The following is a 17,179-nucleotide window of genomic DNA, read 5'->3' on the forward strand; positions in this document are numbered from 1 at the left end:
ATGATTACCTACCGATGCAGCGTACGGCTGCCGGATTGTTACGTTGTTTATATTGGCGGGCACCGGTTTTACCACTGAAGGTCCAGGCATTTTTGCGATTGGATGCTGACGTGGTCGCAGTCCATTCTTCGTCAGTGTTCGTGCCGATATCTGGTAGCACAAAACGTAAACCATGGTGGTTTGCTAAAATGTAGTCATACATTGAAGGCACACGCCAGTACACACGACCCGCAGATCCGCTTAAAGTAGGAAGAAGAGCGGCTTTACCAGGAGTTGTTGCTGTATTGTATGTAGTGGCAAATAAATTTGGATCACCATTTTCAGGTATGTCGATATAACAGGTCGAAACCGGAGTCGTCTGATCCTGGTACGTGGCATTGTCGCAGTAGTTAGACGGGTCGTCTTCGGCTGAAGTCATCTGGTCATAAACCATATCTACGCCATCAGAAACTTTTCGGCCATTGCTGCCAGTGGCTTTACACCAGTTTTGGCTGGTAGAGACTAATGAACTCCACAGTAAACCAGTGCCCGTATCACGCCATACTTCGTGATTTGCTCCAGAGTAATTTCTGCGCGTCACTAATTCCCAGTCAGTTTGACCGGCATTACCACGTACAGTCCCTTTCCAGGTGGCATTCGAACCAAACACCGACACGCAGTTGGCGACGCGAGCTGCGATGGTGCCGATAGTGCCGCATTGGGTGTTGTTCCAGGTGGCGCGGTTTACCCCGACCACATCAGCTTCAGAGTCTGAGGCGATTTTTGGAACCGGATGATAGTCAGTCGGGTAGATCTGACTTGAATTCTGATTTGGATTTGCTTCAAGGCGATTTGATTCGCCGGTTAAATTTTGTTTATAGGCAATACGGTTAACAGTCGTGCTGCTTGAAGGAGCGCGGTGCGCACCAGAGCCGTAGACGATTTCAGGGGCTTCGTAGGTTCCGCGGATACCAAAGATCACTAAGCCTTTTTGGAAATTATTCGGGTCTAAATCCGGCTCAAGACCTGATTTTAAATCAGTTGTCGTAAAACAAAGGCCGACTTTTCCCTGACCGCAGTCAGCGTTTCTGCCGCCGCGAGGTGTTCTGTAGACAAAACGTCCGACCGTTGAAGAGACAAGGCCGTTATTATATTGAATCGTATTTGGATCACCTTTGGTTTTACAAGAGAATGCATTTAATGCTGTACCAGAAGCTCCGGCAGATCCGTCCGGTGATTTTTCTGAACAGGTGGTGTCGTTTTCAACATAAGCATCGGCATCGTCGATCCAGCACGGTTCGTTATTTGTGCCATAGATACAGTTTTTACCACGGCCACCGAAAGCCCCGCTGACTTGCTTATTTACGCCGTTAATATTGCGGGTCACTGTAACCGGGTAAAAATAACCGATATTGCCATCACTGTAATCCGGAGTAGTACAAGAGGTCGTTTGTAAACCAACGCCCGGTCCTGTGAACGGGCAAGTATTGGCAGTCGCCGTATTGCGGATAACAAAGTTAGGATTACCACTGGTTTTTAAAGCGTTATTGTCGATACTGAATCCATCTGGCGTGACCGTATCTGCAGTGTTAATCCAGCACGCGCCTTTAGGTGTTTGCATATCGTATTTATTGACCAGTTTGTAAGATGTGGCATCGACCTGAACAAATGAACACTCATCACTGCGGCCGCCCCAGAACTCATTGTAAATATAATAATTGCCGGCCGGAGCGTAACACATATTCGTGTTGTGGGCCGTTGTTTGCGATACAGCGCCGGTCAGATCACAGGCCGGATAAACCGAGTTATCAAGAGTACCGGTAATGCCGAAGATCTTTTTGTCTTTAACGATATTTTCAGGGCGTAGGCCAGAGCTTGTCCAGTTGATCTGATTGCCATCATGCCAGCCGGGAGCTAACTGAATGCTCGAGGCATTGTCGTTGGTTGTGTAGTGCTGTAAGTAGTCGTTGCTGCGGGGCCCGTACTGAACCTCGTAAACGTAGGCTGTATTTAAAACGCCGCATTTTTGCGTGATGATAGTTTCAAGGTCACACAGAAATAAACCTGTCGTATCGATAACAGAATCCTGGGATTGTGCTTTAAAGCCCAGTGTGAGTAAGAAAATGAATAAAGTTATTAGCGGCCGATACATCTTACCCCCGCTAAGTCTGAACGGTTAATAATCCGGTTTGCGCCATCCATAGAGTTGATGCCCCACGCTTCGCTGCGATTAGCTGATGTAACAGTTGCTGTCCATTCAACCAGAGGAATTGTACGTTGTGTTCCCATATCGGGTAGAACAAAACGGATACCGTTGTATTCGGCCACTTCGTAGTCGTAAAGAGTTGGCATACGCCAGTGAATTTTTGGGGAAGACGTTAGATTAAGTGAAGCTTTACCATCAATTGTGATATCAGGGTCAGTATTTGTAAATCCCAGATCCTCAAGGCAGGCACTAACAACCGGAGTACCGCTGTCTTGATTTTGGTTACTTGCATTATCACAAATATCTGCGGGGTCATTTTCTTTGTATCTATTATGAACAGAAGCATTGGCACTGTTGCTGCTGCCTGATGCTTTACACCAGTTGATGGCTTCGCTGACCAGTGAACTCCACAACATCATGGTGCGGTCATCACGCCAGACTTCGATCATGTGACCAGTCGACGCATTTAGCTTACGCGCCACCAGGGTCCAGCGGCCTTGGCCGGCATTGCCGTTAGTTACACCATCCCACGAAGACAGGGCACCAAACTTAGCGCCGCAATCAGAAATCTTTTTATCTAAGGTATTTAGTGAAACGTCGATACCGCACTGAGTTTGTCCCCATGTTGAACGATCAGGTGTAACAACTACATTTTGTTCAGCGACTGAACCATCGTCATCTTTAACAATAGATGTGATTTCGCGGTACGGCTTTAATGGCTCGTAGTAGTTGCTTATTGCCGTTGGCAATAAGACTTCTGATGAGCCAGCGTAGTTATTATTTTCTTCGTTTAAAGTTAACTGCGGAACTGATTTATCACGGTGCATGCCTGAAGCCCATACCCCGATACCGCCAAATGACCCGGTAATACCAAACAGATTTACACCGGCTTTAACAGCGGTTGTATTTAATAAATCAGAAAGCGGGATCGATCCCGATTTTTTGGCTCCGGCAGGAATAATTAACGCTTTGGTTCTTGGATTGGTTAAAGCTAAGCTCGGATTTAAATACCAGATACCGGCACGAGGATTTTCAACATACTTACAGTCATTGTACGCTGCGGTACAATTATTTTTACAGGCGGTATTAGATCCGCAGGCGGTATTACACGTGTTACGTGTAGTCGTGCAGGCGTTATCGACACATTTTCCGTAGCCAACAGGTGTTACACCGGAAACTGTCTGGCGCTCGTAACAAGAATAGTAGCAAGAAGAGTAGTTACCAAAACACGCATTTGCGTCGGCACCAGGCTGGGCGTTACAGGTGTCCTTTTGCGTAGTGCAGGTCGCCTGACAGGTATTTAGTGTATTGCGGCACGAGGTGTTTTCGCTGGTGGTAAAAATATAAGAAATACCAGTCGAAACTTCGCCGCCGGTGTAATAACACTGGCCTAAATTAGTTCCGTTACAAACACGGAAGCGGCCATCATAGGCGGTGTTGTATACATAACGACTGTTACCGGCAGTTAAACATTGCTTCGTGTTTTTACTTAACGGTTGATCTAAACCGCCATACCAGTTTGAAGGTAAGTTGTCATTTTGATCTTCTAAGCAAAGCGGTGTGGTTGATTCATCGCCTAAGTTGACTGTACGTGATTGGTGAGGCGGAATATCCAGCCAGCACGGCGGATTTGGAACCGGTCCGCACACTGTCATACGTCCGCCGTAAGGATCCGGATAGAAAAATTGATTCTGTGAAACCTGACAGAAGTTACGGACAATGCCACCAATGGTCGGTGCCTTTAGTTTTCCGTAAGTTAAACTTGCTGTGTTCGTATCCCAGAAAGTGCCGTTGTTGTTATTATAGGTACAGGCTAATGGAACCGAGTTCGCGTTAGCTAAGTAGAGATCCTGGCCGGCGCTTTTTACGAAGCAACTTTGGTTATTAGCGGTACCGTTCATAAAACAACCGCGGTCGCGTCCATTATATGCTGTCGGGTAAATAAAGTTATTCTCAGGGGCGACACACTCGTTGCCATTGGCAGGCAGAGAGATGCCGGGTACATCGGCCGTCGGTGAGGCCGTATTAGTTGTTGAACAGTAAACTTTTTGAGTACTGATGAATGTTCCGTTTAAACCGAAGATCGAAGTTCCTGATGCGATATTTGCGGCGAGATAATCAGGATTATAGGTCCCACCTTGCTGGCTTAATGATCTATCTAACGTCATCACTGCAAAGCCTGTAGACCAGGCAAGCGGCAAGCTAGATACAACTGACACCGAAGAATTACCTTCTTCGTCGTAAACTAATGTTGTCGATGCGGTAATGGTTTGCGAAGAAATAGTTGCCGAGCGGCCAGAATATGCCATCGATGAAATATGATACTCTTCATAACCATCCGGAAGTTCACAGGGCGGGTTAGTGATTTCTCCGTCGGTGATTTCACATTGCGGAACATTAGACACTGATAACATTGAAACCAGATTTGTCTTTAAATCACAGCTAAACAAAAACAGCATAGGCAACGCGCCTAGATGTTTTATAAATGGTTTTAAAAATAGAAATGTCCTGCAAAGAGGTGCCAACATGTATTTCACGGCTAAGATATCGACAATATTCGCTGTTTACTTAAGCGAATGCGCATCGTTTTGAGACACAAATTTCTGTTAAAATTAATTTCTCGTTTGCATGGGTTTTGCGTCTGCAAACATTCAATACCTTATGTCCAGCTTTAGGCCGGTCGTCCAGCAAAGGTCCAGAATCACAAACGTCCAGTCGAATTGTGAAAATAGCCCGCCGAATGGTTAGTAGACAATACCAACCATTAACAAATAAGCCGAGGCTTTATGTCGCAAACACGCCGAGATTTTTTAAAACATTCTGGAATTTTATCTGCGGGATTAATCACTTTTAAACCATTTACTGGAGGATCAAGCGTGTGGGCCGCAGAAACGCGGGCTGGCTTGTATCCGATTCATCAGGGTTTAACTTTTGAAGATATGTCTTATTTATCTGTGTTACGTCCAAAAAATGCAGAGCTCAGTTTTGAAGTAGTTGACGGCAAAAATGTCAAACAGACCCTGTTAGCGGTTAAAGCCGTGGGCATGAAGGGCTCAAATCTGCAGCTCGACCGCTTTAAAGCGAGCGGCTTACAGTTGGGTCAGACTTATAAGTTTCGTGTGCTGGATGCCAAGGGTAAAATCGTTGATGAACGACTGTTTAAAACCCTGGACACCAATAAGAAAAATCCAAGAGTTGCGGTTGCCAGCTGTATGAATGATTTTTTTAAATCAGCGTGCTCACAGATGTGGGGTTCGTTGGCCAATCAGTCGCCGGATGTGGTGTTTTTAGTCGGGGATACTTGTTATGCTGATAATGACAGTGACGGGACACCGCTTGGATTCTGGAACCGTTACTGTGAAACCCGCACAAAAATCGGTTTTTTCCGTCATAAGAATCTGACGCCGGTTCTGGCGGTGTGGGATGACCACGATTTCGGTGGCAATAACGCCGACAGTTCGTTCGGGGCAAAGCACTACACCTTAGAATTATTCTCAAATTTCTGGTTGTATCCAAGCGAAGGTAAGTACAAACGTGGTGTCGGTGTTTCGCAGGTCTTAAATATTTTCGGATACAAATTCTGTTTAATGGATGGCCGTTTTTACAGAACCGAAACCACCCAGTGGGGCGAAGCCCAGAAAGACCAGTTGTTCTCTGAGTTGACCTCGGATAATACGCCGGCCTTTTTGATGAACGGCAGCCAGTTTTTCGGTGGCTATCTAAAAAAAGATGCTTACGAATACAAACAGGCCAAGGATTTATCTTTAATCTGCCAGCAGCTATCGCGTATCAATGCGCCGGTGTGCTTTGTTTCAGGTGATGTGCATTTTTCTGAAGTAATGCAGATTGAAGCGAAAGTTTTAGGTTATAAAACGTTCGAAGTGACATCGAGCGCGATGCACAGTTTTACTTACCTGGGTAACCACCGCAGAAAGAAAAATCCACGCCGAATTGATGCCACCAGCAAACATAATTTTACAATCTTGCAGCTGGATAACACGTCGGCGAAATTCAAATTTACCTCGACAGCATTTGATGAAGACGGGGATAAGCATATCCACCAGGCTTTAGAAATCAGTCGTTAGACAACTATATACATTTGTTGTTTGCGTAAAGTCTCTTCGCTAAACAAGCACCGCTGTTGGTACGGTAATCGCAAGGCTATTAATCGTTAGGTCGATTTTGCATTAACACGGAATAGTTTAGCAGGAGGGACCCGCGATGTCGCAAACACGCAGAGATTTTCTAAGGCACTCCAGCCTGATTTCAGCCGCTTTATTAACTTATGAACCACTTACCGGAAGCTCGCTCGGGTGGGCCGCGGACAGCCGTGATGCGGCTTATGGGCTCTACCCCATTCATCAGGGTTTAACCTTTGAAGATAGGGCATATATCAGCGTCTTACGGCCAAAGACCGCAGAAATTTCTTTCGAAGTCGTCGATAGCAACAATGAAAAACAATCTTTATTAGCTGTTAGATCCGTTGGCATGAGCGGCTCAGATCTGCAGCTGGATCGTTTTAAATCCACCGGCTTAAAATTAGGAATTTATAAATTCCGGGTGCTGGATGCCAAAGGCAAAATCGTGGATGAACGCATTTTTAAAACGCTGGATACGAATAAAAAATTTCCTAAGATTGCCGTTGCCAGTTGTATGAATGATTCCTACAAATCAGCCTGCACAGAAATGTGGGCGGCTTTAGCAAAACAGTCTCCGGATTTGGTTCTTCTCATCGGCGATACCTGCTATTCAGATAATGGCAATAACGGTACGCCGCTCGGCTACTGGAAACGCTACACCGAGACGCGTTCAAAGCTTGGGATCTTTCGCCACAAAAATCTTGTGCCGGTGATGGCTGTTTGGGATGACCATGATTACGGCCGTAACGGCGGTGACAGTTCATTTGCGCAAAAACAATTTATGTTGGGGTTATTCTCAAGCTTCTGGATCTACCCTGATGAAGATAACTACAAAGCCGGAGTCGGGGTGTCGCAAGTGCTGACTGTCTTTGGTTACCGATTCTGTCTGATGGATGGGCGTTATTACCGGGATGCAAACACACCCTGGGGCGAAAGGCAGAAAGAGCAATTGTTTTCTGTTTTAAGCTCTGATAACACGCCAACTTTTTTGATGAGTGGCAGCCAGTTCTTTGGCGGCTATTTGAAAAAAGATGCCTATGAATACAAACATCCAAAAGATTTAGCATTAGTTTGCCAGCAGTTAGCAAGGATAAATGCGCCGGTGTGCTTTGTATCAGGCGATGTGCACTTTTCAGAGATTATGCAGATCGAGGAAAAGATTCTGGGCTATAAAACGTTTGAAATTACCTCGAGTGCAATGCACAGCTTTACTTTCTTTGCCAATCACTTACGCAAAAAAAACCCACGGCGCATTGATGCCAAGAGCCGGCATAATTTCACAATCTTACAGCTGGATAATTCAGCTTCGAAGTTTAAGTTTAATTCGACGTCGTATGATAAAGACGGGGATAAAATGATAGGTAAAGGCCTAGAGATTGTTCGCTAGGCCTTAGGGTGTATTATCTGCGGGATTTAACGTATTGTTTTACCAGAGTAAAATCAGTTTCACGCATTTGCGAAACCGGTGTGATGATCGGCTCGTTCACATCTAACTCGCGGCCGGTATCAGTTAAGCGTTTTTTGATTAAGGCTTTTACGTACGGTCCGTCTAAGCGCAGGTCTTTATACTTTTGCACCACACCGACTTCGTGGCCGGTCACTTCAAGCATGGCGCGGTAAACTAATTCAGAACAGTAAGTTCTCTCGGTTGACCACTCAAAATAGATGTCGTAAGGCTTGTTCTGTTTTTTGATGGCCTTGTACAAAGCGGCTGTCATCGTAGCCGGCTTAAAATGTTTAAAACGAAAAATTCTATACTCTCTATTTTTACCGCGGTTGATAAAATCCTGTAACGGCGTTGCGACAACCGGGCCGATCGCTTCGGCCACATACCATTTACCTTTATCAGCCACCACGATACCGACGTGAGTCCACTCAGATCCGGCAGCTTCAGTGATCGCTTTTGCCTGCGATGACTGGCTTTTGTGAAAGATAATATCGCCGACCTGTAGATTCTGAGCTGCGGCTTTAGTTGAAATTGTTAGTGCAAATAAAATGGCTACAAAGCTGATTGTTTGTTTGATATTTTTCATACCGAAGCTATCGGCAGAAATAATTACTGTAGTTAACAGTGATGTTTTGATTCAGGTCTTTGGGTTGATCCAGAAATAAAAAGGGCCCGGACTTTGATAAAGTGTCCGGGCCCTGAAGAGAGAGTTCTTGGGTTTTGGTTTATTATTTAACGCCTTTAGCTTTCACATCGAAAGATAAAAGTGAAGCAGCATAGCCGGTAGAGCCATCAGCTTTCTTTTCGATCCGGCAAGTAACGTCGATTGAAACGCGACCTTTATTGCCGATCTGAGTCCCTTTAGCATCCTGAACTGCATAGACCACATCAAAGTTAGCCGGAGCAGTTACGCCCACCTTGCCGGCAGCCACTGCAGCCGTTGCTTTCGCAATTGATTTTTTGTGCATCAATAAGCTTGAGCGCGGGTATGAACCTAATACTTTTGCCTTAATACCTGAATCTTTTTGTTCTGTTGTGATGTTTAAACTTTCTTCTAATACAGTTACTTTTTTGTCTTCAAAAAGTACGTTGTCAGCCGTAGCACTGATGGCTCTTTGTAATTCCTTTGTCGAACAGTCTTTAGTGACTACGCGTTGTAGTCTTGAGATCTCTGATTCAGCGAAAGCTGAAGTTACTGTTAACAAAGTCACTAGTGATAATAAGATTTGTTTTTTCATAAAATTCTCTTCTTTCGCCTTAATTATTTAGATTGTAATTCTTTAAGTTTAGCTTTAGGTACGTATTTTAAAGTAACTACGTAATCAAATGCTTTTTGCATTACCTGTTGGCCGTTTAAGTAGCTAGGCATTATTGCGTGAACAACATAACCCGTTGGTGAGTAGTTACGTAATGAAGCCTGGTTTAACTGACCACGGGCGCCGTCGATCTGTGTGTAGTTTTGCGTTAAAGTTAATTTGAAGTAACCGTTTGTTTGCTGGATTAGTGGAGCCATTGCCGCTGCTACACCTTTGTGACCAGAAGATAAACCTTTTGCTTCACGCTCAACACCTGGAAGTGCGAAGTCGATTAACTGCATGCTTAAGGCCGAGTTAGCGCCAGTTTGTTGGATTAACATCGGGATACCATCTGTCATACCGTATAATGATTGATCTGAAGCTGATCCGCCGCTGAATGAAGAACCAAACATAACCATTGGTTTGAAAGCTTCAGTGATACAAGACGGAACATCGTTTTTCGCAAAGTCTTTAACATTGTCTGGGTTACAATTTTTTAACGATAACATAACCCATGCCCACTCAGAGCAGAACATCTGTAAGTGTGATGAACCTTTCATTTTTTGGTCTAATAATAAACGGGCAGCATCACCGACATAAGTTAAATCAGTTTTTGATCCGTTATCACGGTAAGTCGGGCTGTTGTAATCAGAGTTGAAAGATAAAGATGACGGGTACATTGTTTTAGCGCGAGCTTTAGCCAATGCTTTTTCAAACCACTTTTGTAAGTTTGATCTTTGCTCTGCCGTTAAACGTGGGCGAAGGATGTGGGCCATCATATTGTTGTTATCAGCTACGAAGTGCGGAGAATCCATCACTGACTTCGCAAAACCCAGGGCTTTACCACCTAACATGTCTGCATCCATCGGCATGTCGATGTTGTAAACCACTTTTTTACCGTTTTCAGTAACGACAACCGCAACCGATACGTGCGTTGTTAATAACTGTAGGGCTAAGTATTGTAGTGAGTTGGCAAACTTAGGGCGAACTGAAGCGATAATATCACCGGTTTTGATCAAGCCGCTTTCAGCCATAGATTGAGCTGCTTTTAAGCGAGACTCTTCCGGTACTAAAGCCATACGCAGACCTAAAGAAGATCCGTTGGCTGATTGCGCGTTAATTGATACGTAGTCAGTTACAACGACTGAATCGGTATCATCTGAACGAGGCACAAAGGTCACATCATTTAATGTCAACATTTGTTTAGCTGGGAAAGTTTCATAGAACGCCACCGAGGGGTTGATTGTCGCTGACTGGGTGTATTTACCAAGTACCGCTTCGATACCGGCAGCGATCTGGTTGTTGAACGCATTCTTACCTAATTTGTTTACGATAGGGCCAGCATATGTTGTGCTCGCAACAAGAGCTGTACTTAAAAATACGCTTAAGGCTTTTTTCATGTTCATATCTTCTCTCCACTTTTTAAATTGAAAACCATTTTTAAAAAATCTAACGAGAAGCTAGGGTTCAAGAAAAGTGCCCGAAAAGGCCAGCTATAAACCTGATAAAATTGATTTAATGCTCTAAAAAATTGGTGAAGACAATTATTGCGGGCTCTGCTGTCTAACTCATCGTCAGACACAATAGAACACAGTTACGGGCATTTCTTCCCAGAATGAGACTGTTTACGAACGTAATTTATTGATTTTATCGTAGTCGCCGACGATCCATAACACGTCATCTACCAGAATCTGCATCGAAGAATCTGGGCTGATAATCCGTTCGCCATGGCGTTCGATTCCGACGATTAAGCCCGAGGTTTTTTCGCGGATTGTGCTTTCGCGGATGGTTTTATTGGCGAAAGGTGAACTTTCTGTCACCCGCAGTGACCTTAGCCTATAGGATTCAGCGGTGCTTTCGCCGTCTTTATAAACCGAAGCTTCAAGCTCAATTCCGAGTTTGTTAACCTGTTCATCAGTGCCGATCAGGTATAATTTATCAAAAGGCATTAAAATCAGACCGCGATCCGGAGCCAGGTGCTTACTTTCACCACGCTCGACTAATGCCACAGTCACGTTATAGGTTTCTTTGATTTTAGATTCAAGCAGCGTAAGGCCGACATACTTCGAATTCGCATTAACCGTAAAGGTGGCAAGACTTGCATCCCAGGGCGCAAGTTTTGGTTTTCGGGTCGGGCTTTCATAGACCAGATTGTTCATAAATTTGGATTCGATCTTCTGGTAGAAACCCTGCGATAAGCCTCCGAAAAACACCAACAGGGTTAAAACAGTAAACGACACCAGGCCTTGCCATGAGTTAAGCGACATAAAGCTGCTCACCGCATACAGGGCAAATAAAAAGCCCAGGATATTTCTGCCGATGAAAACACCGATATCCAGACTGTGTAAACGTAAAAGCTCGGCATCGGTTAAAAAATTAGATGGTTGGCTAAAGCACATCGCCCAGTAAAACGGAACCGAAGCAAAGCACACGGCTGCAAACGGGAGATACTCGCCGAATTTTGGTTTTAAGGCGACACCGATAGAGACAATGGCAAACACCAGTACACCGTTAATCAAAGTTTTCCAGCCGTAGGCCCGCCATAAGATTTTAATTAAGCCGGCTTCGGATTGCTCCGCTAAAAAAGCAGTTTGGTATTTTTCTATACGGGCGAAAAATCTATCTGGTAATTTTTCGCGAAGCTTCGCCTGTAGCCAGTCAGAGTTGCGGATTAAATAAGGGGTGGCAAACGTTGTAATCGCCGAAACTGAAACCGCAATCGGGTAGAGAAAATCACTGGTTACTTTTAACGTAAGGCCAAGGGTTGCGATGATAAACGAAAACTCTCCGATTTGCGCAAGGCTCATCCCGGCCTGAACCGAATGGCGAAAGCTTACCCCTGAAAGAAGGGCGCCGGCAGACGTACTCACGATTTTGCCGGCAATGGTAATCAAGGTGATTAATACGATTTGCCAAGAATATTCTTTTAAAATAGCCGGATCGATCATCATGCCGACCGATACGAAAAACACCGCGGCAAATAAATCTTTAATCGGGTGGATCAGTTTTTCGATGCGCGGCCCTTCGTTTGTTTCAGCAAGCAGCGAACCCATCACGAAAGCACCTAAGGCCGGAGAAAAACCGGCGTAAGAGGCGATACTCACCATGGCTAAACACAGCCCTAAAGAAACAATCAGCATCGTTTCGTTATTTAAATATTTTTTAATTCGGCGTATCAGGGTCGGTAACATGTAGATGCCGACAATAAACCAGAAAATTAAGAAAAAGCCCAAACGGACACCGGAGAAAATCAGCTCCTGACCCGATAGTTCACGTGAAATCGCAACTGTTGAGAGTAAAACTAATAACAAGATCGCAACGATATCTTCAACGATGAGTACGCCGAAGACCAGCGAGACAAACTTCTGGCCCTTAAAACCAAGTTCGTCGAAGGCGCGGATAATAATGGCGGTAGATGAGATGGAAAGAATACCACCTAAATACAGGCTATCGATCGGCGACCAGCCCATAATCTGACCGAAGACAAATCCGGCCACCAACATAAAGATCACTTCAAATAAGGCGGTGATCGTTGCGGCTCGCCCGGTCTGGGCGAGCTTTTTAAAGCTGAACTCTAAACCTAAACCAAAGAGTAAGACGATAATCCCTATTTCGGCCCAGATTTTAATTGAAGCTAAGTCTTTAACATTAGGTAAAAAAGGCACATGTGAACTCACCAGAAAGCCGGCGATTAAGTATCCTAAAACAACTGGCTGATTAAGTTTTTTGAAGATCAAGGTCACTGCCGCTGCGGTGATCAAAATAAAGCCAAGATCCTGGATAAGCTCTGGAAGATGCATCATAGTCTGAACATGCTATCTTTCGCTATTGCGCCTTATCAAGCATTAAATCGTGGTGTTATCATAAAAAAATCCGCATAATTTAAAGCTGATGCAAACCAGAACAAAACTTCAGTTTATAGTAATTTTATTTATTCTTGCCACGGCCGGTTGTGCTTCATTTTTGTCCCAGTCGGAGGAGACAAAAAGTCTGTTGCGCCAAGGGCAAATCGCACAGGCATTAAAAGAGCTTAAAGAAAAATCTGATGCCGAAGGCAAAGATCAACTGATGTATACACTTGATTACGCCATGGCTTTGCAGATTACCGGCGATTACCGCGCTTCAAGCCAGGCTTTTATCAAGGCCGACCGCCTACTTGAAGAAAAAGACTATCATTCGGTAAGTCAGGTTATCGGGTCAACCTTGGGTGCCGAAGAGATGATCCAGTACAAAGGTGAATCTTACGAAAAATTTCTATTAAACAGCATGAATGCCATCAACTATCTGATGTTAGGTGATTTTGATGCGGCCTTGGTTGAGTGTCGGCGGATCAACAGTAAAATTTCATCATTTAAAATGGAAGGCCGCGAAGCCTATGAGCTATCGCCGTTTGCCAGTTATCTGTCGGCGATTATCTGGGAGTCGCAGAAAAAGTATGATGATGCCAACATCGAATACGAAGCTGCCTATAAGCTGGATCCAACGATTGCGGGCATTGGCGGGGATTTGATCCGTTCAGCAAAACTTGCCGGCCGCGATCAGGCCCTGGAGAAATGGAAAAAACAATTTAAAGATGACCGTGCTGCCATAGATGAAGAAACGAACGGGCGTAAAAACGGCGAAGTTGTCGTGATTTTTCAGCAGGGGTTCGGGGCAAAGAAAATCCCGCGTCCGGATGAGCCACGCTTTCCGACCTTGCAGAGCGAATTTTTAAAAACTGCGGTGGCCCAGGTTGAGCTTACGCCAATTGAGTCGTCGACCGGAAAAGTCTATAGCCTGATGAAAAAAACCAAAACCGTTTACGATATCGATCGCATGGCGATGATTACGTTAAATAAAGATTATAATTCGCTGGTTGCCCGCCGTATCGGTGGTGTTGCGGCCAAAGCAGTGATGTCAGACCAAATCCGGCAAAAAAACGAAATGCTGGGCAGTATCGCGTGGATTGCCATGAATATTGCCGATCGCGCGGATCTGCGCCAATGGTCAACGCTACCGGCAAAAGTGCAGATGGCGCGGGTTTTTCTAAAGCCGGGTAAATATGACCTAAAAATCCGCGGTCTGGACAGTTATGATGCGCCGACTGCAGACGAATTGCCTGCACAAGTCATCGAAGTTAAAGCCGGTAAAAAAGTTTTTGTTAATTTCAGATCTTTACGTTAGCCTTTAAGTCCTATGCATATTTTCTTATTATTAAGTTTGGTTTTTTTCAGTTCTAATTTGCAGGCCCGAACCGAGGGGCGGTTTTTGGGCATGCAATATATGATTAACATCATATCGGCCGGTGTTGACGGAACCTTTGAACACACGCCGGCCAGAATTTATGAGCAGATGAACGTGCCAGAGCAACAAAGTATGCTTGGTCCTGGTAAAGCTTTAGAGCTTTCAAAAAAAGAAATGACTTTTATCTGTAACAAAAAAGCCGAAAACAACTATCACTGCTCTATTATGATTTTTAAATCGGCTGCCGGAAGTTTTGATTTACAATCGGCGCAGATCAAATACACCGGCGAGCAGGCCAAAGCCTTGGTGGCGCAGTTTTTCCCAAATAAAGACGGGTCGGATATAAATATTACCGACGATTCCGGCAAGTTTAATCTGATTGTTAAACCTGATTTGTTTCAGTTAACTTTTTCAAATCATTAAAAAGCTTTAAACAGGGGAAAGCCTATCGATAGGCCCCACATCTCGATTTCGGCAATATCCGAACCCCAGGTAATATAATTTAACTCGTAAAACACGGCACTGCCAAAACGCAGCCAGATATTTCGATATAACTCCTGGGTGGTTGAAACAAACATACCATAGCTGATGTAGCGGTTTTGTAAACCGAACGGGTGGTTGTAAGTTAATTCAAATCCCTGCGGGTAAATCACTTCAAACTCTGTCGGAAAACCGAGATCATAGCGGTAATGCAGTCCCTGAAAACCTAACAGGGCACCTAAGATCACTTTACCGTCAAACACCTGCGCCAGATCGTAAGAAAAATACAGGCCAGAGTTATTAAAAAGTGACTTGTTATCATAAACCAAAGCGTCAAACGCTTTAAATGATGAGGTTTCGGTTAACTCAAGTTTTGCATACAGCATATACGAAGGCTGTGTGGTCGGGCCTTTTTTGCTAAGGTTGAAATTATTGGTCACTGAGTAAGGACCAAGGCCACCGGCTACTTTTAAGCGGTGTAAACGCTCTGGAAGTTTGGCACTGACTTTAAGATTAATGCGTTCTTTGCTGGATTTGTTGATCAGTACGGTTTCAACAGCAGAGTTATCGTTTAAATTAAATAAAAAAGGCGGTTGGTCGCCCGAAGGCGTTGTGACATTCGGCGAAGAAAAAGCAACTTCTAAGCGCGGCGTTTCGCTGCCGAAAGAACCGATGCGGTGAAGTTTGCAGCCGGTCGATGAGTATTGCTGATCTAATCCTTCAATCGTGACCTGATAAGGAAGACAGGTGTAGTCGGTCCATTGTTTTAAGGCCGAATGGGCCACTGACTTGGCACTGATAGTAACGGTATCTAAGACTTTATCACCCTGATAGATGGTGATCGTTTCCGGGTTAAACAGGTTTACATAAAACTGGGTCGAAAGCTTTGTTTCGTTGCCGGAAGGAAAGACGACCTGCTGGTTAATTTTAAAATACACGGGCTGGTATTTTTTCGGAACACTGATATTCAGCAAAACCCGTGGTGTGAGTAAATTGTTCTCCGGACGCAGCCACTGAATCGTGTCCCCCATAAAGCGGGCTTCGATATCAGCGTGTGATTTTTCGATGGTAAAATCACGCAAATCCAAATCAACCGAAGCTTCTCCGATTGAAAACTGGCCAATAGAAAAAGCCTGTGCCAATGCACAGGCTGAGTATAACGAAAATAAAGCAAAGAAAAAATAATTTCGCACTATTTAAGTAATTCTTTTTTAAGATCGGCTAATTTGTCATCGACCGGTTTGCCAAACCAGATGCTAAACATTTGTTCAGGTAATTTGGCAGATCCTGTAACCGTGATAATCTCGCCGTTTGGTTTTTGTAAGTATAAAGACCCTTTATCGCCAGCGGTGCTGCCAACAATCGAAAAAATTTCGCCCTGTTTGAACTCGCTCATCGATGAGATGTGGCTTAGAACGGTTTTCATATCACCCGAATCAACAGCTACGTCGTTGGCTTTTAAAGCGTCAACAAATGAGTCTGAGATTTTTTTAGCCGGCAAATCGCGTAACATGGTTAAACGCAATTGCACCGGTCCTGCAGCTTTAAGAGAAGTGAGCACTTCGGCATCGGTTTTAACTAACGCTTCAGGTTTGGCAGCTAATAATTCAGCGTAGTAAACTTTTACCGGAACTAAAGCGAAGACCTTTTTCTTTCTGATGCCTTGAGATACAGGTTTTAAAGAACTTGTCGTGTTATCGGCTTTAAGTTCTGCGCCGCTGGCTAAAGCGTAGGTTTCAAATTTTTTATCGCCAACTGTCGTCGTTAATGTTTGAGCTTGTGCTGAGATAGCAATAACGGTGGCTAGCGCCATTAGTAGTTTCATAGTTTTATTCTCCTAAGAAAATATGCTGACAAGACGTGGGTGGAGTGTCAACCTATGAGGGATGGAGGCAATTATGAAGTTTTTAAGAATTACCCTTGCTCTGGCTATTATGTCGTTATTTTCATCACTTGTTTCGGCCAAAGAAATGCCACAGCGCTTAGGTGTGGGTGTTAAAAATAATACCTCTGAGTCGTTGCCGTCTTTAGCGGCTATTTACCATATCAATGGCTTGACTGCAGTGACCGGCGGCGTGGGGGTCGATACTAAAAAAGACTACTCTAAATTTCAGATTAATGCGGGTATTCGTCATGTGATCTTTCATGAAAGCCAATTGCATTATTACGCTGGTGGTCAGCTGGGTTTGGTGACCTTCGAAGAGCCGGTCAATGGGAAAGAAAACGGCTTTGAAGCCAACTTTTTAATGGGTGTGGAGTTTTTCTTAACCGGATTAGAAAATGTTGGTTTTTCTTTCGAGGGCGGATTAGGATTGTCATCTGTTAAAGATACTCGTATTCGCACAATTGCGGATGATCCGTTCCGTGCGGGTATGATTTTTTATTTCTAGGAGAGAGTCGCGACTAAGGC

Annotated in this window: 13 protein-coding genes; 5 read left to right on the forward strand and 8 right to left on the reverse strand. The window is 44.4% G+C overall.

Annotation, left to right across the window (positions count from 1 at the left end; all coding sequences use genetic code 11):
- Positions 1–4 precede the first annotated feature (4 nt).
- Entirely contained in the window at positions 5–2,131 is a 2,127-nt protein-coding gene (locus tag AC04MM_RS03180) for an Lcl C-terminal domain-containing protein (protein ID WP_475378862.1), read from the reverse strand.
- Entirely contained in the window at positions 2,116–4,644 is a 2,529-nt protein-coding gene (locus tag AC04MM_RS03185) for a hypothetical protein (RefSeq protein ID WP_475378863.1), read from the reverse strand. Before AC04MM_RS03185 ends, AC04MM_RS03180 begins: the two co-directional genes overlap by 16 nt.
- 327 nt (positions 4,645–4,971) lie before the next feature.
- Between AC04MM_RS03185 and AC04MM_RS03190 the strand changes: the two genes are divergently transcribed.
- Together AC04MM_RS03190 and AC04MM_RS03195 are read left to right on the forward strand one after the other, a co-directional pair.
- Positions 4,972–6,270, forward strand: coding sequence for a metallophosphoesterase family protein (locus AC04MM_RS03190; RefSeq protein ID WP_475378864.1), 1,299 nt, complete (start codon positions 4,972–4,974; stop codon positions 6,268–6,270).
- 136 nt (positions 6,271–6,406) lie between these two features.
- Complete coding sequence (locus tag AC04MM_RS03195; RefSeq protein ID WP_475378865.1) at positions 6,407–7,711, forward strand: metallophosphoesterase family protein; 1,305 nt, start codon at positions 6,407–6,409, stop codon at positions 7,709–7,711.
- A 13-nt stretch (positions 7,712–7,724) separates the two neighbouring features.
- On the opposite strand, the gene AC04MM_RS03200 is transcribed toward AC04MM_RS03195, so the two are convergent.
- From AC04MM_RS03200 to AC04MM_RS03215, 4 genes are all read right to left on the reverse strand, one after another.
- Positions 7,725–8,357 (reverse strand): YiiX/YebB-like N1pC/P60 family cysteine hydrolase, encoded by a 633-nt coding sequence (locus AC04MM_RS03200; protein ID WP_475378866.1) that lies wholly within the window; start codon positions 8,355–8,357, stop codon positions 7,725–7,727.
- Positions 8,358–8,499: 142 nt separating this feature from the next.
- Positions 8,500–9,009, reverse strand: coding sequence for a hypothetical protein (locus tag AC04MM_RS03205; RefSeq protein WP_475378867.1), 510 nt, complete (start codon positions 9,007–9,009; stop codon positions 8,500–8,502).
- Positions 9,010–9,032: 23 nt separating this feature from the next.
- Positions 9,033–10,472, reverse strand: a complete 1,440-nt coding sequence (locus AC04MM_RS03210) for a hypothetical protein (protein WP_475378868.1) — start codon at positions 10,470–10,472, stop codon at positions 9,033–9,035.
- 219 nt (positions 10,473–10,691) lie between these two features.
- Positions 10,692–12,869: a monovalent cation:proton antiporter family protein gene (locus AC04MM_RS03215; RefSeq protein WP_475378869.1), complete on the reverse strand. Its 2,178-nt coding sequence runs from the start codon at positions 12,867–12,869 to the stop codon at positions 10,692–10,694.
- Between the two features lie 190 nt (positions 12,870–13,059).
- Between AC04MM_RS03215 and AC04MM_RS03220 the strand changes: the two genes are divergently transcribed.
- A complete protein-coding gene (locus AC04MM_RS03220) occupies positions 13,060–14,229 on the forward strand; it encodes a COG3014 family protein (RefSeq protein WP_475378870.1) in 1,170 nt (389 codons plus the stop codon).
- A gap of 90 nt (positions 14,230–14,319) precedes the next feature.
- Positions 14,320–14,712: a hypothetical protein gene (locus AC04MM_RS03225; RefSeq protein WP_475378871.1), complete on the forward strand. Its 393-nt coding sequence runs from the start codon at positions 14,320–14,322 to the stop codon at positions 14,710–14,712.
- Here AC04MM_RS03225 and AC04MM_RS03230 read toward each other — a convergent pair.
- Together AC04MM_RS03230 and AC04MM_RS03235 are read right to left on the reverse strand one after the other, a co-directional pair.
- On the reverse strand, positions 14,709–15,962 hold the full coding sequence (locus AC04MM_RS03230; RefSeq protein ID WP_475378872.1) for a hypothetical protein: 1,254 nt from the start codon (positions 15,960–15,962) through the stop codon (positions 14,709–14,711). The genes AC04MM_RS03225 and AC04MM_RS03230 overlap by 4 nt on opposite strands.
- A complete protein-coding gene (locus AC04MM_RS03235) occupies positions 15,962–16,594 on the reverse strand; it encodes a chalcone isomerase family protein (RefSeq protein ID WP_475378873.1) in 633 nt (210 codons plus the stop codon). The genes AC04MM_RS03230 and AC04MM_RS03235 overlap by 1 nt, the downstream gene beginning before the upstream one ends.
- Positions 16,595–16,667: 73 nt before the next feature.
- Between AC04MM_RS03235 and AC04MM_RS03240 the strand changes: the two genes are divergently transcribed.
- Positions 16,668–17,159 (forward strand): organic solvent tolerance protein, encoded by a 492-nt coding sequence (locus AC04MM_RS03240; protein ID WP_475378874.1) that lies wholly within the window; start codon positions 16,668–16,670, stop codon positions 17,157–17,159.
- The last annotated feature ends 20 nt before the right edge of the window (positions 17,160–17,179 follow it).

It is taken from the genome of Bdellovibrio sp. SBM16, from assembly GCF_056175625.1.

Excerpts from the sequence above, each read along its gene's own strand:
- AC04MM_RS03215 (WP_475378869.1), bottom strand. The coding sequence starts at position 12,869 with ATGATGCATCTTCCAGAGCTTATCCAGGATCTTGGCTTTATTTTGATC.
- AC04MM_RS03180 (WP_475378862.1), bottom strand. The coding sequence starts at position 2,131 with ATGTATCGGCCGCTAATAACTTTATTCATTTTCTTACTCACACTGGGC.
- AC04MM_RS03185 (WP_475378863.1), bottom strand. The coding sequence starts at position 4,644 with ATGCTGTTTTTGTTTAGCTGTGATTTAAAGACAAATCTGGTTTCAATG.
- AC04MM_RS03190 (WP_475378864.1), top strand. The coding sequence starts at position 4,972 with ATGTCGCAAACACGCCGAGATTTTTTAAAACATTCTGGAATTTTATCT.
- AC04MM_RS03240 (WP_475378874.1), top strand. The coding sequence starts at position 16,668 with ATGAAGTTTTTAAGAATTACCCTTGCTCTGGCTATTATGTCGTTATTT.
- AC04MM_RS03195 (WP_475378865.1), top strand. The coding sequence starts at position 6,407 with ATGTCGCAAACACGCAGAGATTTTCTAAGGCACTCCAGCCTGATTTCA.
- AC04MM_RS03225 (WP_475378871.1), top strand. The coding sequence starts at position 14,320 with ATGCAATATATGATTAACATCATATCGGCCGGTGTTGACGGAACCTTT.
- AC04MM_RS03200 (WP_475378866.1), bottom strand. The coding sequence starts at position 8,357 with ATGAAAAATATCAAACAAACAATCAGCTTTGTAGCCATTTTATTTGCA.
- AC04MM_RS03205 (WP_475378867.1), bottom strand. The coding sequence starts at position 9,009 with ATGAAAAAACAAATCTTATTATCACTAGTGACTTTGTTAACAGTAACT.
- AC04MM_RS03210 (WP_475378868.1), bottom strand. The coding sequence starts at position 10,472 with ATGAACATGAAAAAAGCCTTAAGCGTATTTTTAAGTACAGCTCTTGTT.
- AC04MM_RS03235 (WP_475378873.1), bottom strand. The coding sequence starts at position 16,594 with ATGAAACTACTAATGGCGCTAGCCACCGTTATTGCTATCTCAGCACAA.